Origin of the sequence: Actinomadura miaoliensis (genome assembly GCF_039536785.1) — a bacterium.
GTDB classification, from domain to species: Bacteria; Actinomycetota; Actinomycetes; order Streptosporangiales; family Streptosporangiaceae; genus Spirillospora; species Spirillospora miaoliensis.
Window position 1 is genome coordinate 543,424 of sequence record NZ_BAAAZG010000001.1, and the last position, 20,934, is coordinate 564,357.

The 20,934-nt window shown below is 71.7% G+C and carries 16 protein-coding genes; 5 read left to right on the top strand and 11 right to left on the bottom strand.

Translation table 11 applies throughout. The features are described 5' to 3' along the window. Positions 1–1,136: 1,136 nt before the first annotated feature. The 3 genes from ABD811_RS02530 to ABD811_RS02540 all read left to right on the top strand — a co-directional run bounded on the left by ABD811_RS02530 (position 1,137) and on the right by ABD811_RS02540 (position 4,827). Positions 1,137–2,327: an NAD(P)/FAD-dependent oxidoreductase gene (locus tag ABD811_RS02530; protein ID WP_344939990.1), complete on the top strand. Its 1,191-nt coding sequence runs from the start codon at positions 1,137–1,139 to the stop codon at positions 2,325–2,327. Positions 2,328–2,416: 89 nt separating this feature from the next. Then, positions 2,417–2,950 (top strand): DUF4396 domain-containing protein, encoded by a 534-nt coding sequence (locus tag ABD811_RS02535; protein ID WP_344939993.1) that lies wholly within the window; start codon positions 2,417–2,419, stop codon positions 2,948–2,950. A 272-nt stretch (positions 2,951–3,222) separates the two neighbouring features. Continuing rightward, on the top strand, positions 3,223–4,827 hold the full coding sequence (locus tag ABD811_RS02540; protein ID WP_344939995.1) for an adenylate/guanylate cyclase domain-containing protein: 1,605 nt from the start codon (positions 3,223–3,225) through the stop codon (positions 4,825–4,827). 59 nt (positions 4,828–4,886) lie between these two features. On the opposite strand, the gene ABD811_RS02545 is transcribed toward ABD811_RS02540, so the two are convergent. The 4 genes from ABD811_RS02545 to gdhA form a co-directional block, all read right to left on the bottom strand. After that, complete coding sequence (locus ABD811_RS02545) at positions 4,887–5,900, bottom strand: SDR family oxidoreductase (protein WP_344939998.1); 1,014 nt, start codon at positions 5,898–5,900, stop codon at positions 4,887–4,889. Between the two features lie 217 nt (positions 5,901–6,117). After that, the gene (locus ABD811_RS02550) at positions 6,118–6,699 is read right to left on the bottom strand and encodes a TMEM165/GDT1 family protein (RefSeq protein ID WP_344940001.1); all 582 of its coding nucleotides are present in this window, start codon (positions 6,697–6,699) and stop codon (positions 6,118–6,120) included. Positions 6,700–7,063: 364 nt separating this feature from the next. After that, positions 7,064–7,513 (bottom strand): nuclear transport factor 2 family protein, encoded by a 450-nt coding sequence (locus ABD811_RS02555; RefSeq protein ID WP_344940004.1) that lies wholly within the window; start codon positions 7,511–7,513, stop codon positions 7,064–7,066. A 164-nt stretch (positions 7,514–7,677) separates the two neighbouring features. Next, positions 7,678–9,054 carry an NADP-specific glutamate dehydrogenase gene (gdhA, locus tag ABD811_RS02560; protein ID WP_344940007.1) on the bottom strand — a complete coding sequence of 459 codons (1,377 nt, stop codon included), beginning with the start codon at positions 9,052–9,054 and terminating at the stop codon, positions 7,678–7,680. Positions 9,055–9,280: 226 nt separating this feature from the next. Between gdhA and ABD811_RS02565 the strand changes: the two genes are divergently transcribed. Both ABD811_RS02565 and ABD811_RS02570 read left to right on the top strand, forming a co-directional pair. Then, entirely contained in the window at positions 9,281–10,447 is a 1,167-nt protein-coding gene (locus ABD811_RS02565; protein WP_344940010.1) for a cytochrome P450, read from the top strand. Positions 10,448–10,863: 416 nt separating this feature from the next. Further along, positions 10,864–11,616, top strand: coding sequence for a hypothetical protein (locus tag ABD811_RS02570; protein ID WP_344940014.1), 753 nt, complete (start codon positions 10,864–10,866; stop codon positions 11,614–11,616). A gap of 21 nt (positions 11,617–11,637) precedes the next feature. On the opposite strand, the gene ABD811_RS02575 is transcribed toward ABD811_RS02570, so the two are convergent. The 7 genes from ABD811_RS02575 to ABD811_RS02605 form a co-directional block, all read right to left on the bottom strand. Further along, positions 11,638–12,351: a sulfotransferase family protein gene (locus ABD811_RS02575; RefSeq protein WP_344940017.1), complete on the bottom strand. Its 714-nt coding sequence runs from the start codon at positions 12,349–12,351 to the stop codon at positions 11,638–11,640. Between the two features lie 90 nt (positions 12,352–12,441). Continuing rightward, a complete protein-coding gene (locus tag ABD811_RS02580) occupies positions 12,442–13,398 on the bottom strand; it encodes a sulfotransferase (RefSeq protein WP_344940020.1) in 957 nt (318 codons plus the stop codon). A 49-nt stretch (positions 13,399–13,447) separates the two neighbouring features. Then, the gene (locus ABD811_RS02585; protein ID WP_344940023.1) at positions 13,448–15,073 is read right to left on the bottom strand and encodes an AMP-binding protein; all 1,626 of its coding nucleotides are present in this window, start codon (positions 15,071–15,073) and stop codon (positions 13,448–13,450) included. A gap of 410 nt (positions 15,074–15,483) precedes the next feature. Continuing rightward, positions 15,484–15,735 (bottom strand): hypothetical protein, encoded by a 252-nt coding sequence (locus tag ABD811_RS02590; protein ID WP_344940026.1) that lies wholly within the window; start codon positions 15,733–15,735, stop codon positions 15,484–15,486. Between the two features lie 15 nt (positions 15,736–15,750). Next, positions 15,751–18,000: a lipase family protein gene (locus ABD811_RS02595; RefSeq protein ID WP_344940029.1), complete on the bottom strand. Its 2,250-nt coding sequence runs from the start codon at positions 17,998–18,000 to the stop codon at positions 15,751–15,753. Beyond that, entirely contained in the window at positions 17,997–19,583 is a 1,587-nt protein-coding gene (locus ABD811_RS02600; protein WP_344940032.1) for a peroxidase family protein, read from the bottom strand. Before ABD811_RS02600 ends, ABD811_RS02595 begins: the two co-directional genes overlap by 4 nt. Positions 19,584–19,585: 2 nt before the next feature. After that, on the bottom strand, positions 19,586–20,884 hold the full coding sequence (locus tag ABD811_RS02605) for a cytochrome P450 (protein ID WP_344940035.1): 1,299 nt from the start codon (positions 20,882–20,884) through the stop codon (positions 19,586–19,588). Between the last annotated feature and the right edge of the window lie 50 nt (positions 20,885–20,934).

Consider the following 20,934-nt stretch of genomic DNA (forward strand, 5'->3'; position numbering starts at 1 on the left):
GTGCGGACGGTAAGAGCGGCCCCGGAACCAGAACCGGACATTCAGTTATCAATGTCCGAATAGTTGATGTTCGTGCGGTATTCGCGCCGACCGTTCACACCGAATTAAGGCGAGCAGCGGCATGTCGACGAGCGCCCGTCATTTCTCTGTCAGGGTGGTTCGATAAGGGACGGCGACCGATCGAGCGACACTAGGGGTTCCCCCATTCCGGAATAACCAAATAGAGAGAGCGGTGCCGCGGATTACGCAATCGCTGCAGCCATCCGCACAGCCGCCCTGCGCGGATGTCCCGCACCACCGGCAGCTACCCGCGGCGCGCTCAGCGCGCCGTCGCTCCAGCTCAGATGTGACGGCGCCGTCAGCGGGTCGACCGACTCCAGCGGACGCGCCACCGGGTCCGACGCCTCACCGATCGCAGTCAGCCGCGCCCGACCACACGCGGGAGAATTCTTCGCCAGCAGGCGAGGAAGGGAAGGAGACCTCCCGGATAAACGCCACACCGGCGGTGACATCAATAGCTTTTCTGGTGCAATGGCAACAAGATTCCCCGCTGTCAATTTCAGGTTGCGCGTTGCCCCTGTCCGACCTGGCGACTCCACTGCAGTTTGGTGGCCTGCCAATCGTCCTCCTCGTGGACGAACCGATGTTGGTACGCAGGCCGGTCAGCGGACTGTCGGGTCAGTTCGTCGGTGTGGTGAGGTCGGCTGCGGCGTCGAGGCAGATGTCGAATAGTGCTCGCCGGGTTGGGTGGCGTTTTGACTCCTTCGCGGCCCGTTTGACGGCCTCCTCCGTCTGCGCGGCGGGCGCGGCCACCGACCTGGGTCAGCAGCAGCCGCATCTCCTTGACGAGGCCACTGTCCACGAACGCCTGCTCCCCGGACGTCCATGGAAGGTCTGGCGGGCGGCGTGACGCTGGATCCGTTTGGCGGACGCCGGCCCGGCGTCAGCCCTGGGGCGACCCGCGTCGGCGTCGAGACGCTTCGGACTCGGGTGAACGATCTGACGACGTCGCGCCTCGGTCGTTGGGAGCCGGTGACTTGGTTCCCGGTACTCCGGTGGGGCAAGCGGTCATCCGAGGGGCGATATACCTTAGGGGGGTACCGTATGATGTCGACCGTCGTCCGGAAGGAGTGGAGATGGGAACGATCGAACGCGTCGTGGTCGCCGGGGCGTCGCTGGCGGGTCTGCGGGCCGTGAAGACCCTGAGGGAGGAGGGGTACAGCGGCGAGATCAGCCTGGTCGGCGCCGAGCCGCACCTGCCCTACAACCGGCCGCCGCTGTCCAAGAGCGTGCTGACGGGAGACGATGACGTCGCGCTGCCGGGCGGCGATGACCTCGACGTCCGCTGGCTCGGTGGGCGCCGTGCCGTGCGACTGGACACCCGCGCCCGGACGGTCGGGCTGGACGACGGCACCGAACTGCCCTACGACGGGCTGGTGATCGCCACGGGCGCGCGCCCCCGCCGCCTTCCCGACGAGCAGATGAGCCTGCGCGGCGTCCACGTACTACGCACGATCGACGACGCGAAGGCGCTGCGCGAGGCCCTGGCCGAGGGAGCCGAACGGGTGGTCGTCATCGGTGGCGGCTTCATCGGCGGCGAGGTGGCCTCCACCCTGCGCTCGCAGGGCCGCCAGGTCACCGTGGTCGACGCCGGGCGGGTTCCCATGGCCGGCGCGATCGGCCGACAGGCGGGCCGGTGGCTGGCCGGGCATCACGCCAGGCACGGCGTTGAGCTGGTCTCGGGTGTCCGGGTGGTCGCGTTGACCGGCGAAGGCGGCCGGGTGCGCGCGGTGCGGCTGAGCGACGGCCGTGCGGTTCCGGCCGATCTGGTGGTCGTCGGCATGGGCGTGGTGCCCAACACCGAGTGGCTGGACGGCAGCGGCGTCCGGGTCGACGACGGCGTGGTCACCGGCGCGGAGCTGTTCGCCGAGGGCGTTTCCGGCGTCGTCGCGGCGGGGGACGTCGCCCGCTGGCCGCACGGCCTGTTCGACGGCGAGCTGGTGCGCGTCGAGCACTGGGCGAACGCCAACGAGCAGGGCGCCGTCGCCGCCCGCAACCTACTGCGTGGCGTCGGGGAGGCGGAGAGGTTCGAGGCCGTCCCCACGCTCGGGACGCGGGTGCACGGTACGCGGGTACAGTGGGCCGGCTTCCCGCGGTTGGCGAACGAGAGCGGCCTCGTCTCCGGCGACATCGACGAGGGCAAGTTCGCCCTCGCGTTCACCCGGGAGGGAGTCCTCGTGGGGGCGGTCGCGGTCGACCTCCCCAAGGAGATGATCCGGTTGCGTAAGGCCATCGCCGCCCGTGAGCGGCTCTCCGTGACCATCTGATCCCGAAAATCTGTCACGGCATGCGTGGCCACGACGTCTCCCTGCAGAAGGGCGCGTCGGCCCGTCCCCCTACGAAATGAAGGTTTGTGATGACGACACCTGAGCGGCACATGCCCCACCATGGCGAGGGCGAGAACCACGGCGGCCACCACCACGGTGACCACGGAGGTGATGGCCACGGCGGGCCGGCGAGCTGGGGAATGGCGGCCCAGGCCACGGCGCACTGCCTGACCGGATGCGCGATCGGCGAGGTGCTGGGCATGGTGATCGGCACCGCCCTCGGGCTGCACGGCCTGGCCACGGTGGTGCTCGCCGTCGCCTTGGCGTTCGTCTTCGGATACGCGCTGACCATGCGCGGGGTCCTGCGCGCCGGGGTGGGCCTCAGGGCGGCGCTGGGCGTCGCCCTGGCCGCCGACACGGTGTCGATCGCCGTGATGGAGATCCTGGACAACGGCGTCATGCTCGCCGTGCCCGGTGCGATGGACGCGGGCCTGGACAGTTTCCTGTTCTGGGGTTCGCTGGCCTTCTCCCTGGTGGTGGCCTTCCTGCTGACCACGCCGATCAACAAGTGGATGATCGGCAGGGGCAAGGGCCACGCCGTCGTCCACCAGTACCACCACTGACCTGTCCCCCGGCGCCCGGGCGCGCGGCGGCACCGGCCGTCGCCCCCGGGGCGCCGCCATGGTGTTCATCGGCGACGTCAACCTCGCACTCTGCCGATGGGCCTGGTGACGCGTTCCCGAGGCGGCGCCCGCCGCCGTGGCGGGTGGGCTGGCGCCGGACGGGCAACCGTTGCGCCCCGGTCCCGCCTCGCGTCCGGCGGGCCGCGCGGACGGATCGTCTTCTCGGTACCGGAGGGGTGGCGGCCGGGAGTGCATGCGTACAGTCCCGGCGTATGGAGCAGATACGGCAAAGGCTGGCGCGGTTCATCGACGGACCACCCCGGGCGCCGCGCGCGGCCGTCGAGCGCCGGATCCGGCGGCTGGTGAGCGTCAGCGCGGTCCTGGCGAACGCGGTGGGCTCGCTGGTGGTGCTCGTGCTGGCGACGGTCGTGCTGCCGGATCCCGTGGAGATCCGTGGCCATCAGCCGCTCCAGCGCGCCAACGTCGCCCTGTTCTTCGGTTACACGACCACCGCGATCGCCGTGGGCGTGGTCGTGGGGCTGCGGGTGTTCCGGCCGATGCGGCGGCTGTTCGGCACCGAGCGGCCGCTCACCGAGGCCGAGCAGCGGCTGGTGCTGCGGGCGCCGCTGCTGCTCATGAAGGTCCACGGGGTGCTGTGGGGCGTCGCGGCCGTCGGGTGGGCGGGGATCAACCTGGTGTTCTCGCCGCTCATGGCGCTCAAGCTCGGCCTGACCGTGCTGCTCGGCGGGCTGGCCACCTGCATGATCGTCTATCTGGTGTCGGAGCGGCTGTTCCGCCCGGCGGCGGCGATCGCGCTGACCACCCGCGTCCCGGCCGGGTCGCGCGTGCCGGGCGTCGTCACCCGGTCGGTGCTCGCCTGGGGCCTGGGCACGGCGGTGCCGGTGCTGGGGATCGTGTTCATGAGCGTGGCGTCGCTGACCGTCGCGGACGTGTCGAGCCGCCAGCTCAGCTGGACGATGGTCGCGCTGGGCGGCGCCGCCCTGGCCGTCGGGCTCGCCGTCACCTACCTGGCGGCCCGCGCGATGGCCGACCCGATCGGTTCGGTGCGTCTGGCCATGGCCCAGGTGGAACGGCAGAACCTGCTCACCGAGGTGCCCGTCTACGACGGCAGCGAGATCGGGCGGCTCCAGGCCGGGTTCAACCAGATGGTCGCCGGGCTGCGCGAGCGTCAGCGGCTGCGGGACCTGTTCGGCTGGCAGGTCGGCGAGGACGTCGCGCGGCTGGCCCTGGAACGCGGCGTGACGCTGGGCGGGGAGGTCCGCGACGTGGCGGTGATCTTCGTGGACCTCGTCGGGTCCACCCGGCTGGCCGCGACCCGCCCGCCCGGGGAGGTCGTCGCGCTGCTCAACGAGTTCTTCGCGGTGGTCGTCGAGGTCGTCAACCGGCACGGCGGCTGGATCAACAAGTTCGAGGGCGACGCCGCGCTGGCGATCTTCGGCGCGCCGCTGGACCTGCCGGACGCGACCGGACGCGCCCTGGCCGCCGCGCGCGAGCTGGCGTCCCGCCTGGCCGCCGAGGTGCCGCAGGTCACGGCCGCCGTCGGCGTGTCGGCCGGGCCGGCCGTGGCCGGGCACATCGGCGCGGAGAAGCGGTTCGAGTACACCGTCATCGGCGACCCGGTGAACGAGGCCGCCCGGCTCACCGAGCTGGCCAAGAAGACCCCGGGCCGCGTGCTGGCGTCCGGGACCGCGCTGGACGCCGCCGGGCCGGACGAGGCATCCCGCTGGGAGGGTGCGGGCGAGGTCGTCGTCCGGGGCCGTCTTCAGCCGACCCGCCTGGCCGCGCCCCGTCCGGATCCCAGCGTGCCCGGCCCCCGGCCGGAGGCGCCCGGCGAAGACCCCTCAGGAGGCCGATGACGGCACGGGCAGGACGTCGTGCAAGGCGGCCGGTCCGGAGGATGGAAGCGGGGCCGAGATCAGCGCCTCCACCAACAGACTCCTGCCGCCGCCGCCAGGGCGCCTCCCGCCGCCCCCAGTGCCAGGCGGTGCTGGGCTGCCCATGTCTGCGGGCTCCGCTGATGCGCGCGAGCGTCGAAGACGCCGTGGGCGCCGAAGTCCTTTCCGTCCTTGCCGTCCGCCGGCTCCCACAGGTTCGCCGGCTGGTCGGGATCGCGGGGCTCCCCGGTCTGCTGGGAGTCGTATCCCGTGCGGGCCAGGTAGCGGTCCAGCAGCCCGGGAACCAGCCGGTTGGCCAGCAGGGTCCCCACCGTGCTGGCTCCGACCCAGTATTCGCGGCGCCGGGGGTGCTCGGCCGCGTAGACAAGCGCCCGGGCGGCCACCTCCGGCTGGTAGATCGGCGGCACCGGCTGCGCGTGCCGCGGCAGCCGGGACAGCAGCCAGCTGAACTGCGGAGAGTTGACCGCCGGCAGATGCACCATGGTCATCTGGACGCCCGACCTGTCGTGCATCAGTTCGCAGCGCAGCGACTCGTAGAACCCCTGGATGGCGTGTTTGGCTCCGCAGTAGGCCGACTGCAGGGGAATGCCCCGTTTGGCCAGCGCCGACCCCGTCTGCACGATCACTCCGCGGCCGCGCGGCCGCATCCGGTCCAACGCGGCCCTCGTGCCGTGCACGAAGCCCAGATAGGTGACCTCCGTGGCCCGGCGGAACTCCTCGGGCTCGATGTCCCAGAACTCGGCGAAGACCGAACTGAACGCGACGTTCACCCAGACGTCGATCGGGCCGAGTTCCCGTTCGATCCTGTCGGCCGCCCGGTCGACCTGGTCGAAGTCCGCCATGTCCACCGTGAGCGGCAGCGGCCGGCCGCCCGCGTCGCGCACCTCCTCCGCCGCCGCCTGCAGGCCGGTCTCGCCGCGGGCCAGCAGCGCGACGCGGGCGCGCCGCGTTCCGAACAGCCGTGCGGTCGCACGACCGACTCCGCCGCTGGCCCCCGTGACCACGACCACTCGGTCAGCGAACGCGTCTGCCATTGCAACCCCCTCCTGCCCAGGCGCCACGTGCCGTGCCTCGTCTACCCGGGAGCGCACTGGTGAACCGCGTCGCCCGACCGGGCACCAGCGGCGTAGATCTTCGAGTGCCCGGTCCCTGTGGCGGCGGCCGGCGTTCGGTCGTCGGCACCTGCCGCCCAGTGCCGGCGCCACGCACAGGGGGACGCCACGGCCGCTCTCCTCGGGGGCGGTTCCGTGATCAGCTGAACGCCTCGATGAGGGTCCAGATCGCCAGGCCCGCCATGCACAGGCCGCCGATGCGCTGGACGGTCTTCAGCGGAACCTTCTTGGCGATGAAACGGCCCGCCAGCAGCGCCAGGGCCGACACCGACATCAGGGCGGCCGCCGCCCCGACCGCGGTGGGCAGCCATGGGTTGGTGGAGGCGAGGTTGGCGGTGGTGATCTGCGTCAGGTCGCCCCATTCGCTGACGAAGACGGCCGTGAAGGCGGCGGCGTAGGCGGGCCAGAAACGGGTGATCCTCCCGCCCGCCCGGTCGTCGTCCTCCTCGTCGTCACCCGAGCGGAACAGGACGACGGCGCCGAACGCGAAGAGCGCCGCCGAGACGAGCTTGACGGCCATGGCCGGCAGCAGGCCGAGGAGGCTGCCGGCGCCCACCGCGATCGTGACGTGCACGATGAACGCGGTGGAGGTGCCGAACCACACGTACAGCGGGCGCATGCGCGTACCCATGGCCAGCGAGGCGAACATCGTCTTGTCAGGGAGCTCGGCGAGAAAGATCAGCCCGAAGGCGGTGATGAACGCCAGAGGATCGAATGTCATGCCCGGGGGCGCCTTCCACTGGGGCCGGGCCGCGAACCTCGGCGACGCCCTGGGAGGCGACGGACGAACCACTCGGCCCGGCACGACGGTACAGCCCGCATGGTGGTGCGGGCAGGTCATGCCTTGCCGAAGGTCTCGTCCGCCCCGCGCGTCAGCGCGGTGGCTCGGTGGCCGGGACATCCTGGGATGTCCAGTGTGTCGACCAGCGATGTCGCAGGACTACTCCCCTTCGCCGACAGGGAGTTTACAGGGTGGCCGGCCACGCCGGAACGTCACGGGGGCGGGGACGCCTGAGCCGGTCCGTCCGGCTCCGCACGCCGGCGGCCTCGCGAGCGGCCGTGGGCGGCTCATCGGCCGGGCGCCCTCATTGTCCGTGCCGCTCGGCATCGAACGCCTGGACGACGGCGAGGCTGTCCTCGTACACGTGGTGCCGGGTGACGAGGCCGTGCTCGACCGTGAGGTGCAGGGCGAACCGGGCGCGGTAGGCGCGGCCGGTCGACCGGGCCGTCTGGCGGATCTCACCGAGCACCACCGCCTCGTCGCCGTCGACGAGGATCCGCTCGATCTCGGTGCCCGCCTGGTCGGGCACGTGGTGCTCGGCGAGCTGCCGGAAGTGGGCGGCGGCGTCGGCGCGGGTGGAACGGTGGCGGATCCACGGGGTGGCGGCGCGCCCGTGCTCGGCCTGCGGCCAGTTCACCTTCCAGTCCACCCGCTCGGCGTACAGCTCGGCCACGCCCTCGGGGTCTCCCGCACCGATCCGGCGCAACAGTTCCTCCACCACCGCCCGGGTCGTCGCGGATGTGGCTGTGGGCATGGCGAATCCTCCTGGCTTGACGCCGCCGCCTCGTGGTGGGGCGGACGAACGCCATCCTGGCGGCGCCGCCGCGCCGGGACGATTACCCGGCAGGTAACCACCCGCGTGATCGGGATGTCCCGGCGGCCGCCGCGAAGACCGCTACCCGGCGTGGTCGCGTTCGGTCAGGTGAGTCCCTGCGCGAGGATGGCGTCGGAGACGCGTTCGAAGCCCGCGATGTTGGCGCCCTTGACGTAGTCGCCCGGGGAGCCATAACGCTCCGCGGTCTCGTGGCACTTGTCGTGGACGGCCTTCATGATGCGGGTGAGCTCGGCCTCGACCTTTTCGAACGTCCAGCTCACGCGGGCCGCGTTCTGCGCCATCTCCAGCCCGCTGACCGCGACGCCGCCCGCGTTGGCGGCCTTGCCGGGCCCGAACGCCACGCCCGCCTCCTGGAAGAGACGCACCGCGTCCGGCGTGGTCGGCATGTTCGCGCCCTCCGACACGGCCTTGACGCCATTGCGGATGAGCGTGACCGCGTCGTCGGAGTTCAACTCGTTCTCGGTGGCCGACGGGAAGGCGATGTCGGCGGGCACCTCCCAGACACGGCCGCCCGGCACGTAGCGGGCGGACGGGCCGCGCAGCTCGGCGTAGTCGCCGACCCGTCCCCGCCGGACCTGCTTGACCTCCTTGAGCAGGGCGAGGTCGATGCCCTTCTCGTCGACGACGTAGCCGTCGGAGTCGGAGACGGTGACGACGTTGGCGCCCATCGCCTGGGCCTTCTCCACCGTGTAGATCGAGACGTTGCCGGAGCCGGACACCACGACCTGCTGGCCCTCCAGGTCCTCGCCGCGCAGCCTGAGCATCTCGGCGGTGAACAGCACGCTGCCGTACCCGGTGGCCTCGGGGCGGCCCGCCGAGCCGCCCCAGCCGATGCCCTTACCGGTGAGGACGCCGGCCTCCCAGCGGTTGACCAGCCGCCGGTACTGCCCGAACAGGTAACCGATCTCGCGGGCGCCGACGCCGATGTCGCCGGCCGGGACGTCGGTGTGCTCGCCCAGGTGACGGTGCAGCTCGGTCATGAACGACTGGCAGAACCGCATCACCTCGTCGTCCGAGCGGCCGCGCGGGTCGAAGTCGCTGCCGCCCTTGCCGCCGCCGATGTTCAGCCCGGTGAGCGCGTTCTTGAAGATCTGCTCGAAGCCGAGGAACTTGATGACGCCGAGGTTGACCGTCGGGTGGAACCGCAGCCCGCCCTTGTACGGGCCGAGCGCGCCGTTGAACTCGACCCGGAAGCCGCGGTTCACATGGATCTCGCCCTTGTCGTCCTGCCACGGCACCCGGAAGATGATCTGGCGTTCCGGCTCGGTGATCCGCTCAATGATCTTGGCGTCGAGAAGCTCCGGACGCCGGTCCAGCACCGGTGCGAGGGTCTCCAGGACCTCTTTCACCGCCTGGTGGAACTCCGGTTCGCCCGGGTTGCGGCGCAGGATCCGGTCGAACGCCTCGTTCAGCACGGTCTCGGTGGCGGGCGAGGCGGACCTCCCGGGAGGCAGAGGCATGCATGCTCCTTCAAGCAGGTTCAGGGCGACCTATCGGACGATCGTGTCTAGTCACGCACCGTTATGGAGGATACGTTCGCCACACACCGTTCCGGTTCCCAGGTCTCCCCCGGTGAGATCCGCCGGCCACGCCGCCGAGGCCCTCGACGCCGCCCCGGGCACGGCCGGACGGTCGAAGGAGCGACCGCGGAGTGGCACGCGAAGGAGCGCGGAGAGGAGAGCGCCGATGAGTCACCCCCGGATCCACTTCGACCCGTTCGGCGAGCCCCGTCCGGCGGGCACCACCCACCCGATGCTGGACGAGCTCCGTGAGCGGTGCCCGGCGTTCCACAGCGGGGCCGGGCACGGATTCTGGGTGCTGACCAGGCACGAGGACATCGTCGCCGCCTACCAGGACGCCGAGTCCCACTCCAGCCGGGCGATCTCCGTCATCGACCCGGATCCGCCCTACCAGTGGATCCCGATCATGCTGGATCCGCCGCTGCACACCGCCTGGCGCAGGCTGCTGCGGCCGCTGTTCACCCCCGCCCGCGCCGCCGCGATGCGGGACGCCGTCCGGCGGCGGTGCGTCGAACTGGTCGAGGGGCTGGCCGCCAAGGGATCGTGCGACTTCGTCACCGACTTCACCCGCCGCTTCCCCACCACGGTGTTCCTGGAGTTCATGGGACTGCCCACCGGCAGGCTGGAGGAGTTCCTGGAGTGGGAGTACGCGATCCTGCACCCGCCGCCGGACGGGGCCGGACGCGCCGAGGCCATGGCCGAGGTGACGGCCTGCTTCCGGCGGCTGATCGCCGAACGGCGCGCGGCCCCCCGCGACGACGTGGTCAGCGCCGCGACCGCCTTCGAACTGGACGGCAGACCGGTCACCGACGAGGAGCTGCTGCAACTGTGCGTCCTGCTGTTCCTGGCCGGCCTGGACACCGTCACCGCGCAGCTGTCGTACTCGTTCTGGCATCTGGCCCGCCATGACGCCGACCGGGCCCGCCTCGTGGCCGAGCCCGGCATCATCCCCGACGCCGTCGAGGAGCTGCTGCGCGCCTACTCGCTGGTACTGCCCGCCCGCAGGCTGACCGCCGACGCCGACGTCCACGGCTGTCCCATGCGCGCCGGCGACATGGTGATGCTGCCGCTCATGATGGCCAACCGGGACCCCCGGGTGTTCCCCGACCCGCAGACCGTCGACTTCGACCGCGCGCCCAACCGGCACATCGCCTTCGGCGCGGGCCCGCACCGCTGCCTCGGCGCCCACCTGGCCCGCCTGCAGCTGCGCATCGCCCTGGAGGAATGGCACCGCCGCATCCCCGACTACCGCATTCCGGACGGCGCCCGGCCCACGGAACACGCCAGCCTCGTCCTCGGCCTGGACACCCTGCCCCTCACCTGGCCGACCTGAGCACGGGGTCGTGAGCGGGGCTTCCACCCACGGGGCCGCCCCGCAGAGCGGGTGGCGGGGCTCGCGGCAGCGGCGGGTCGGCGCGGACGTCACGGTAACGCGAATCCCAGGGCCGTGGTGTTATTGAGTGGCCTCATGATTAGAAATCGATTAACTACGAGGCGCAATTCTTCGAGTACCTTGTCGAAGGTGACCGAAGCAGAGTGTGGTCTGATCCGGGGCCGGGGCATGGGCGGCGCCCACCGAAAGGGCAAGCCGGTCAAAATGGTCCTTGGTCGTGCAGTGGCGGCCAGAACATCCCATGGCGCCGATACCGCCGCCATGTGCAGAACGAGCGATTTCAACAGCGAAAACCGCAGACCGGTACGGACGAGAGGCAGCCGCCTGTCCGCGACCGCCGCGCCCGGGGTGCCGTCATGATGGACGACGTCCCGCCTCCGCCTCCGTACACCGCCATGGCCCCGGTCCGGCAGGAGATGAGCCGGCGTTCGGTGCCCGGTCTGGCCCCCGCCGACTGGGGGCGCCTGGAGACGATGCGAGGGTTCATCGCCGCCCACACGACGGAAAGCGCGCTGCGGGCCGTTCTGCCACCGGACGCGCACGGCGACGCGACGGAATTGATCGCCCGGCACACTCGATTCGATCACGGGGCCCTGCTCGTCTTTCCCGGACGAATCGACAGGGCATTAACGGAACTGGAAGAGCGCGGACTGAAAGCGGCGCCGACCGTTCCCAGTACGGTGGTCCGCAGTCACCTGACGAAGCGTTACGGGCTTCCCCGAGAGCAGTTGCCGGTCGTGATAACGCACGTGAAGACGTCGAGAGATCGGTCCATGGAACTGTTCCTGCTGCCGTCGCACGCCTCCGCGACCGGCGGCCGCATCGCCGAGGACGAGCGCTCCTGCCAGCACCAGACACACCTGGGCTTCCGCGTCACCGAGCCCGGCGCACGCGTCCTCGACCAGATCTGGGATGCCGTCGCGAGACGTGCCGGGCTGACCGCGGACGGCGGCGGCTTCAACCCCCACCAGGGGAAGACGGGATGCACCGTCCTGTATTTCCGGGGGGCCGGACGTCTGCCGGCCCCCTACCACTGGCCCAGGCGTCTTGAAATCCTCGCCGACGGCCACCACCCATGGATTCTGCGCAGGCACCGCGGGGAAGGGTGAACGTCCCACGGAAAGGGGCGGTCAACGAACGGCGTCCCCGTGGGCTCCGACCATGGCACGTCCGGTCAGAATCCGCCGGCGGCGCCTCGACAGGCCGTCCTGGAAGGCCGCGGCCCGATTGAGGTGGGGGAATTCCTCGTCGGGCACCGGGACGCCCAGGAAGTCGCAGAGCGGCTCCCAGCCTTGGGCCGTGTCGAAGACGAGGAGCCGGTCGGCGGGCACATGGGCCCGCACTTCGGCGTTGTGGCGGTTGAAGACCTCGATCGCGTGCTCGCGGTCGGCGAATCGGTCACCGAACGTCCCTTTCCAGATCACCTCTCGCGAGATCCGCCGACGCCGCCGCAGGCCGGGGTCCAGCAGGTCCTCCAGCCGCATCAGCATCCCCTCGGGGGTCAGCGGCGCCGGACGGGAGGATCTGTAAAGAGTGCGGGACATGCTGGCATACCAGCGATCCGGGGGGCGTACGGTCAGGATGACCTTCGCGTGCGGATAGGCCGCGACGAGTTCCCGCCAGTATGCGCAGGCCGGCCAGTCCAGTGCGGCGCGGTAACCGGCCAGCACCACGTCCCACGAGATCTGCTCGCCGTCCACCACGGCTTCCCAGCGTCGCAGCAACTCCTCGCTCTCGCCGAGTGAAGTCATGTGGTGGCATGGGCCGTATCCCAGGCGCGTCAACGCCTCTTTCAGCGAATAGCTGCCGGTCCGGCCGAAACCGGCCCCGATGATCTCCAGCATTCTGAACTCCTGTGACGACGCCACTCCCCCGTGGGTGTGGCGTAGTGAATCGCGGCGATGACGTGCCGGGGGGTTTTCCGGTCGGCGGCCTCAGCCGTCCAGAGCGGCCAGGTCGTCGTGGGCTTCTGTGCCGCTTGCGGGCGACGAAGGGTCGACGCTGGGCCACAGCGTGGGGTCGATTTCTGGAAACTCGCTCAGTAGGCGGCTGATGTCCGGCGCGATGGCCTGACAGAACACCGCGCGAGTGGCTTCGTTGACGACGGGCTTCGGAGACGACCGCCCCACCTGTTGGTCGAAGGGGCGAACCGGATGCCACATGTCCGGGTCCACACCGATGAACTCGAAGGTGCGCCGGGCCTGCCGCTCCGGTTCGGCGACGCACCGTTCGTACTGCAGGACCAGAATCCGGTCGCGGTCGAAGCTGTTCATCAGCATCCGCAGCTGCTGCCAGTACAGAGCCCTGTGGAACTGGTGTTCCATGACGGCCGCGAGAGAGTGCCCGGCTTCCAGGGCCCGGTGGAAGCCCAGGGCCGACGCCAGGCGTTCCAGCGGATCACGCAGCAGCACGAGCAGTCTGGCCTCCGGAGCGACCGCGCGCAGCATCGGCGGCGTCCAGAAGTCGTACATGTACCGAGGCGTCCACTCGCCGGCGATCGAACCGGGCGGACGGGGGAAGTAGCGGTGATATTCCGCCGGATCCACCTCTTCGACGCGGCCATAGTGGTCGAAGAAGTGCACCTCTTTCGCTCCGTGAAGCGCTCGGGAATCGGCACCGGAATGGTCGGCGGCCGCCTGGGCGGCGCGTGGTGAGGCGATCGCGGGATGGGTGGTCAGCACCGACCACCACCATGTCGTGCCGGACTTCATCGTCCCGACCCCGACGAAGTCGGGCGGCCCCGTCCGCCATCCGGGCGGTACCGGCGGTGGCGGCGCCGGTGGCGCCACGTCGTCGAGGAGCCGGAGCCGGTGCGCCGGTTCTTTTCGGTTCTGCGTTGTCGTGTCCACCTGTCCCCCACAAAGCCGCTCGCCGTCCTGTTGGACGGCCACGTGAGCGAGTGATCGATCGGTCCTGGGGGGTTGTGGTGCGCGCGCCGGGTCATTCCAGGCGGTGCCGGAGCGCGTCATAGCCTTCGGTCGGCAGGGCGCCGTTGATGACCTGACGACGAAGCTCCGCCTTACTGATCTTCCCCAGTGCGGTGCGGGGCAGCGCCGGAACGACGGCCAGCCGGGCGGGCAGGTCTTTGTCGCCCATGCGCCGCTGACGCAGGAACGCGCACAGCTCGTCCAGGGTCGGCCGGGCGCTGCGCGGGACGACGACGGCGCAGGCGGCTTCGTGCCCCTGCCGGTCGGGCACCCCGATCACGGCGACGTCGGCGACGGCGGGGTGGCCGAGCAACTGGCTCTCGACCTCCGCGGTCGGGATCATGGGCCCCCAACCGACCCGGTCGCAGGCGCGCGACAGGTAGTGCAGCCGCCCGTGCCCGTCGCTCCGGACCAGGTCGCCGGTGTCGTACCAGCCGTCGTCACGGTCCGGGGTCCACGTCGTCCGGCCGGACCGGACATCGACGATGCCGAGGCACATGCTCGGGCCGCGGACATTGAGACTGCCCGCCCCGGAGGCGTCCTCGCCGCGTATCTCGACCTGTGTGCCTCCGACGGGCCGTCCCATGCCCAGCTCGGCGGGTTCCGACGGGTCGTCCGGCGCGGTCGCGCAGAGGGGGCCGCCTTCGGTCATCCCGAATACGTTGATCAGGCCGGTGCACAGGTGAGCGCGTATGCCGACCGCTGTCGGGGCGGGGAGGGGCGCGCCGATACTGACGACGCGGCGCATGCCGGACAGGTCGAGTTCGCGTCGACGCTGGGCGGTGACCAACTGCCCCAGGAGGGCCGGAAGGCCCACCAGACAGCTCACCTCATGGTGAGCCACCAGATCGAGCCACTGGTCGGGGCCGTGGAGGTCGTCACTGGTGAGCAGCACCGCACGCCCCCCGGTGACCAGCGGCATCAACGCCAGGTACTTCAGCCCCGACGCATGAGTCAATCCCGCGGCGCTCGTCAGGACCGGCCGGGGCGACAGGAACGCGGCGGCCGCGCGCAGTGACGCGTAAAGGGTGTTGCCGGAATGCACCACCGCTTTGGGGCTCCCGGTCGTGCCCGAAGTGAGCGCCACGTGCCGCGGGTCGTCCGGCGACACCTGTGGTCGCTCCGTGGCGGGCAGCGGCTCGGCGGAGTGCGCGCTGTCCAGCAGTTCCCCCAGGTGGACCGTGCGGGGCGCGAGGCCCGCGGCATCCGGCGCGCACGCGTCCCCGATGACCAGCAGACGGGCCGGGATGCCGGTGAAGGCGATCTCCGCCTCGCGGGCGCCCGCCCAGGGCGACAGCGACATGGTCACCGCCCCCACCCTGCCGCACGCCAGCCACAACGCCGCGGCCTCCCACCGGTTGGGCGACCGAAGGGCCACCAGATCGCCGGGCCGCACGCCCAGGCTCCACAGCACCGCCGCCAGCCGCTCGACCTGTTCGGCCAGCTCACCGAAGGTGACCGTCGCCGTCTCGGTGGCGCCTCGCAGCGACCGCACGTTCACGTAGGCGACCGACGCGGGCATCTGACGAGCACGGGCGTGCAGATCGTCGACGAAGCTCTCTCGCCGCCACCACCCCTGGCGGTAGAAGCCGCCTGCCGCCGGAGGCATGGCGGACGGCAACTCGGTCACACGGCTCATAGCGTCCCCCCGATGAGCCAGGCGACCAGCCGGCCACCACTCGCTCACCAACAGTACATGACCCCTGACTCTGAGCAATGAGAGGTGTGGTCGTCAACCCCTGCCACCGAGATCACGACCGGTCGGCGACGCGACCTGCCGCAGGCGACCGCCCCAACGCGCCTCCCGGGCCGTGGCCGTGGCCCGCGCCGAGCTCGCCGTCCGCGGTCAGGACACCGTCCTCGTCGCGGCCATCCAGTGGGTGACGCGGCCAGGTACTCCGCCTTGGCCGCGTACATGCCGGTGAGGACGGTCAGCGAATCGGTCATGCCGACAGCCTGGTCGGCCACGTCGCGACAGGCTGGCGGCATTGCGACATCACGTCCGGCCGGGCCGGCGGGGATGCGGGGACGCGGCCGCGGCCCGGGTGATCAGCGGGTGGGGCCGTCGGAGATCGTCGCCGCGGCGTACTCGTGCAGCCGTTCGGCGGCGTCGGCGAGGTCGGCGGAGGCCACCACGCAGGCGGTGATGTGGTCGTTCAGCGCGTGGTACAGCCACGGCGGTGCGGCGTCGTGCGCACGGAGCCGGGCCGCGAGCCGACGCAGCCGTGCGGCGCACTCGGCCAGCACGTCGGCGTCGGCGCCGAGGACCCGGGCGTGGGCGGAGACAGGATCGATGGGCATGTACTGGCTCCGTGGTCAGCGGGCGGGCAGGGGGACGGCCGGCGTCCGCAGGCCACTGCGGGCGGGCGCGGTCAGGCACAGCACCGGGCGGGCGCCGTCGAGGCCGAGCGCGTCCAGAGCCCGCGCGAGGGGGTTGGCGGAGGAGCCGACGGTGAGCCGCATGCCGGGAGACGGGTGGGCCCGCCGGCGCCCGCGTTCGCGGATGTGCGAACGCAGCGGGGCTCCGTCCCGCCGGGAGTAGACGACGACGTCCCGTCTGACGAACGGCAGCCCGCGGCCCAGCGGCCCGGCCAGCGTCAGGATCGTGCCGTCGGTGTCGACGACCGTCACGGACGCGGAACGCCCGTCGCCCGCCACGCGCACCGCGCCCACCGAGGCCGGATGCCCCCACGCCTCGCCCGCCACGGCGCACGCCAGGTCGGTCGTGAGCACCGAGTGCAGGAAGCAGGTGCCCAGGCCGCGGTGTTCACCGGACGGCAGCAGTTCCCGCCACACGCGGGACGGGCGCGGACCGTCCGGGTCGGCGACGACGACCCCCAGGTGCGCCTCACCGTAGTCACCGAGCGGTGTCCCCCGGTTCTCGAACGCGTGGAGGGCGATGAGCGCGCGGCCGCCCAGCCGCACGGCGCGCCCGTGCTCCCCCAGCAGCCGCGCGGCGACGGCCGGGTCGGCGGTGAAGTAGGCGGTGAGCGCGCGGCCCTCCGGTGAACGCAACGGCAGTTCGACGGTGTCTCCGGCGGTGGTGACCACGGTGGTCGTCGGGGGCACGGTCGTCGGGGCCGTGGTCGTCGCGGCCGCGGGCCTGCGGTCGTACAGCCGGTACAGCTGCGACCGGACGACCGGGCCCTGGTATGGGCTCAGCCGTTCCTCCAGGTGGGCGCGGACCTCCGGAAGGTCTTCGGCGATGTTGGCCCGGTAGTGCTCCATGCGGTGGCAGGCGGGGAACACGTGGGCGGGGTCGGTGTAGTCGACCACGTACCAGTCGGGGTGCAGGTCGAAGCAGGAGCCGGCGCCCTGCCCGTCCAGGCTGGGGATGAGGTCGTGCTGGTTGGTGATGCTGGCGACCCACGTGTGGGGGGAGGCGGGCCGCTTGAAGTCGATCGGCGACCCGACGGCCACCACGTGGGCGACGGTGTGGCGGGCGCAGAACTCCGGGTCCTGCGCCAGATTCATGATCGCGGCGCCGCCGGCGCTGTGGCCGATGAGGGCGATGTCCTCGCCGGGCGGAACGCCGTAGTCCTCGACGGCCCGGGCCAGGGCGCGGCTGAAGGGGGCGCTGTCCATCAGGGTGCTGCTGAACGCGCCGAGCAGGTCGGCGGGCGAGTCCAGGTCGGGGTTGCCGATCCGCATGCCTGGCACCTGCACGACGTGCCGGCGGACGCCGTCCGGGCCGGTCACGGTCTGCACCAGGACCCGGCCGGTGGGGCCGACGACGCAGATGTTGGTGAGGAAGTCCAGCAGTGATCCGTGCGTGCCGAGCCGCGCGAGCTCGCCGGGTTCGGGGGCGGTGCGGCGGGCGGCGCCCTCCCCCACGTCCAGCACCGCGATCGCCCGGTTGCTCAGGCCGGTGATGGGGTCGGCGGTGGCGGCTGCCTCGCCGCCGGCGATGAGCCAGGCGGTGCGGTCGTTGAGCGGGTTGCGGTCCAGCAGGGCGCGCAACGCCAGGAACTCGCCGAAGATCGGGGCGATCGCGGTGAGGGTGCGGGCCGTGCCCCGGTCCTTGATCAGCGCGCACAGGGCCCGGACCGCGTCCATCTCCCGCTCGGCCGCCACCGCCTCGTGCAGCCGCGCCAGCAGCGGATCGGTGACCAGTTCGGGGTTGTCCAGGCAGACGGCGGCGATGCGCAGCCGCAGCGACGTCGTCATCATCCGGACGGCCAGGCTGCGCGTCCCGGCCATGCCGCCGAGCTTGGCGCCGAGGGTGCCGATCGGGCCGCCCGCGACGGTGTAGCCGAGCCCGCGCCGGTCGGTGACCGCGCGCAGCACGGCCCGCTGCGCTCGTGCCCCGGCGGCGGGCGCCCGGCGCAGCGAACCGTAGACGGCGCCGTCCGTGGCGGCGGCGGTGGCGTGCCGGGACACCTCGCGCAGCGTGGTGGCGATGTCGGCCAGTTCCCGCGCGGCCTCGCGCAGGACCCGGGCGGCAGGCTCGGCGCCGTGCTCGGTGTCGTGCTCGGCGTCGGGCTCGGCGTCGGGCTCGGTGTCGGGCTCGGCGTCGTGCTCGGCGTCGGGCTCGGTGTCGGGCTCGGCGTCGTGCTCGGCGGTCATCGGGCGCCTCGCCAGGTCATGCTCACGAAACGGGGCCGCGGGTCCTCCGGCACGTTGCGGTGCAGCACGTCCGAGACCGTCCGGGTGGTGCCGATGATCCGCATCCCGACCGGGGAGAACGTCTCGGCGTTGCACACCCGGGGCGCCAGCAGCGGATTGGTCAGGGCCTGGGAGAACGCGTCGATCGCGATGATCTTGGTGAGCAGCGGCGGGAGGATGGCCCTGGCCGAGCCCGGCTCCTCGGCGAACAGGCCCACGTACAGGTCGACGTCGTCCACGTCCCGGTACAGCTCGCGCAGGGCCCCGTGGACGCGCGGATCGCCGGAGATCTGCTCGAAGCGGCGGACGCGCGGGAAGCGGCAGTGCGCGCGGTAGTCGTTGTAGGGGGCCAGGTCCACGGCGCGCGAGCCGGCGATGCTCGCCACGTCCACCTCCCGCAGAGCCGGGTCGGTGTTGAACAGCCCGATGCGTCCGGCCCGCTGCTCGGAGGCGTCCTCGAACAGCCGTCCCAGCCCCGCCTCGGGCAGCAGCGCGCTGCCGAACAAGGTGGCCGGCAGCGGCAGCTCCCGCCCCGCGACGACCAGTTCGGACGGGACCAGGCTGTGCCAGCGGTAGACCAGGTTGAACTCGATCGACGCCCAGTTCTGCCGGTGCCAGGGCGCCCTGGCCAGCCGGGTGCTCAGCCGGGGGTCGAGCAGGAAGCGGAAATGGTAGGGGGTGATGTGGTTGATGTACTCCTCGACCACCAGCTTGATGACGATGGCGATCACGATGTTGCGGGCCGTCTGGAACAGCCGCTCGTCGTCCCATTTCGGGTAGGCGTCCGCCAGCACCCGCGCCACCCGGTTGTGCTCGCGCAAAAAGAGCACGGTGAACATGGTGAATCCGACCTGCGCGTTACCCCGGTCGCCGCCGGTGGCGAACAGGGTGTCGCGCCGCGGCTCGTCGACCCTGTCGAACAGGGCCACGCTCAGCGCCGCGAACTCCGATTTGATCTTTCCGTTCTCGCACAGGTACGGCGGGAATTCGCCGCCGTTGACGAGCCGGCTCTTGAGCCGGCCGCCGTCGAAGGCGCGGATGGCGTTGGTCTGGTCCTCGGTGATCCCGTAGACCGGGTTGACGTCGATTTCGTGGTTGGAGCTGGTGCGACGCGGATCCCGGGGAACGTTGGTGTCGCCGCGCAGGAATCCGTCGGTGAACCACTGGGCGAAATAGGCGAAGAGCACCGTCGACCGTGGGCAGGGGATCATTTCGCCGTCCCGGGCGAACAGGTCGGCGGCCCGCTCCGCCGACGGCCGTGCCTCGTCGCGGCCGGGCACCGGCGGCAGGTGCCGGGCCATGTAGGTGCGGTCGGTCAGGGACGCCCACGAGGTGTAGTCGGACTTGGTGCTCAGCGGTTCCGGCCGTCCGGGCATCTCCCGGATCGCGCTGTCCATCAACGCGGCGTTCAGGCGCAGCCGCAGCCTGGGGTCGGCCTCGGCCAGCCGCCACAGCGGGCGGCCGTGGGTGAGGGCCAGGTAGCGCAGCCGGTTGGCCGCCCCGTCGGTGGCGATGCCGCGTGCCTTGGTCCGCTCGTTGCGCATGCTCACCTCTCGTCGCCGCCGAGCCCCAGCCAGAACCGGTCGGGGAACACGTCCCGGTCGCGCACCACCGTCCCGTCCGGCGGGTCGAGCAGCCGCAGGCCGGGCCGCAGCAGCAGGCGGCGCACCGTCTCGGAGATCACCGCCGCGCCGGGATGCACGCCCACGCACGCGTGCGGGCCGTGACCGAAATGCAGCCGGGTGTGCGGCGGCCGGTCGGTGCGGAACCGGTCGGGCTCGGGCACGGCGGTCTCGTCGAACATGGCCGAGGCCACGGCGGCCAGGACCAGGGTGCCGGCGGGCACGACGGTCTCACGCGGGGTGCCCGCCGCCAGGACGTGCTCGCGTGCGCACACCCGACTGATCATCTTCAGGAACGGGTCGAACCGCAGCGCCTCCCAGACATGGCGGTCGAACTCCGTCGTGTCCGGCTCGTTCGCGGCCCGGACGGCGGCCCGGTGGACCTCCGGGCGCAGCAGCAACTGCCGCACCAGGTGGGTCGTGGAGCCGACGGCGTTCTCCAGGAAGCCCAGCAGCAGCCCCGCCACGTTGATCACTATGCGGTCGTCGTCCCAGGCCAGCTCGCCGGGCAGGACGGTGCCCAGCAGCCGGGCGAAGACGTCCTGGCGGTGCGCCGCGCCGCCGTCGGCGCGGCGTTCGGCCGCCACGCCGCGCAGGTGGTCCATCATCTCCCGGCCGGCCGCCAGCGACGCGGCGTGGATCTCGGGGTCGCCGGCGAGGTTGGCGGTGAGGTCGGTGATGATCGCCCTGGACCAGCGCGCCAGCGTCTCGGGGGTCGGGCCGGAGAAGCCGAAGTACTCCGCGCACACCGTGGTGCAGACGGGCCGCGCCAGCTCGCCGACCAGGTCGATCCGGCCGCGCGGCTCCGCCGCGTCCAGCGCCCGGTCGGCGGTGCGGGCGACCAGGGCGCGTACCCGGGGCACGTCCTCGGGGGGCAGCATCACCTGCATGAGCCCCTTCTCCCGCCAGTTCAGCGGGGTGCCGTCGCGGGTGAGCATGACCGGTCCGCCGACGGCCGGGTCGAGCCGGGAGGCATATCCGCTGACCGTGAATATGTCGCCGTTCTGAAGCACTTCGGTGACGTCCGGAAATCGGGTCACCAGCGTGAAGGCGGGGGTGCGCAAAATCGGCCGGCGGGCCCGCAGTTCGGCGAAGAGGGGACGCCATTCGGTGCGCAGCCACCCCGCCAGCAGCGCCGGCCCCCGCATCGGATCGCGTTCGGCGGCCGCCTCGTATCGATCTAGATAACCGTCCGCGGTGAGGTGCTGCGGCGCATCGCCCACGCGGTATCTCCATTCCGCTCGGAAAAGGGCATGCGTCATCCGCCTGAGAA

Bases quoted from the DNA above. Each gene is read 5' to 3' on its own strand.
- ABD811_RS02575 (WP_344940017.1), bottom strand. From the start codon at position 12,351: ATGCTGGAGATCATCGGGGCCGGTTTCGGCCGGACCGGCAGCTATTCG.
- ABD811_RS02555 (WP_344940004.1), bottom strand. From the start codon at position 7,513: ATGCCCACAGCCACATCCGCGACGACCCGGGCGGTGGTGGAGGAACTG.
- ABD811_RS02595 (WP_344940029.1), bottom strand. From the start codon at position 18,000: ATGACCGCCGAGCACGACGCCGAGCCCGACACCGAGCCCGACGCCGAG.
- ABD811_RS02590 (WP_344940026.1), bottom strand. From the start codon at position 15,735: ATGCCCATCGATCCTGTCTCCGCCCACGCCCGGGTCCTCGGCGCCGAC.
- ABD811_RS02565 (WP_344940010.1), top strand. From the start codon at position 9,281: ATGAGTCACCCCCGGATCCACTTCGACCCGTTCGGCGAGCCCCGTCCG.
- ABD811_RS02530 (WP_344939990.1), top strand. From the start codon at position 1,137: ATGGGAACGATCGAACGCGTCGTGGTCGCCGGGGCGTCGCTGGCGGGT.
- ABD811_RS02585 (WP_344940023.1), bottom strand. From the start codon at position 15,073: ATGAGCCGTGTGACCGAGTTGCCGTCCGCCATGCCTCCGGCGGCAGGC.
- ABD811_RS02600 (WP_344940032.1), bottom strand. From the start codon at position 19,583: ATGCGCAACGAGCGGACCAAGGCACGCGGCATCGCCACCGACGGGGCG.
- ABD811_RS02540 (WP_344939995.1), top strand. From the start codon at position 3,223: ATGGAGCAGATACGGCAAAGGCTGGCGCGGTTCATCGACGGACCACCC.
- ABD811_RS02545 (WP_344939998.1), bottom strand. From the start codon at position 5,900: ATGGCAGACGCGTTCGCTGACCGAGTGGTCGTGGTCACGGGGGCCAGC.
- ABD811_RS02550 (WP_344940001.1), bottom strand. From the start codon at position 6,699: ATGACATTCGATCCTCTGGCGTTCATCACCGCCTTCGGGCTGATCTTT.
- ABD811_RS02570 (WP_344940014.1), top strand. From the start codon at position 10,864: ATGATGGACGACGTCCCGCCTCCGCCTCCGTACACCGCCATGGCCCCG.
- gdhA (WP_344940007.1), bottom strand. From the start codon at position 9,054: ATGCCTCTGCCTCCCGGGAGGTCCGCCTCGCCCGCCACCGAGACCGTG.
- ABD811_RS02535 (WP_344939993.1), top strand. From the start codon at position 2,417: ATGACGACACCTGAGCGGCACATGCCCCACCATGGCGAGGGCGAGAAC.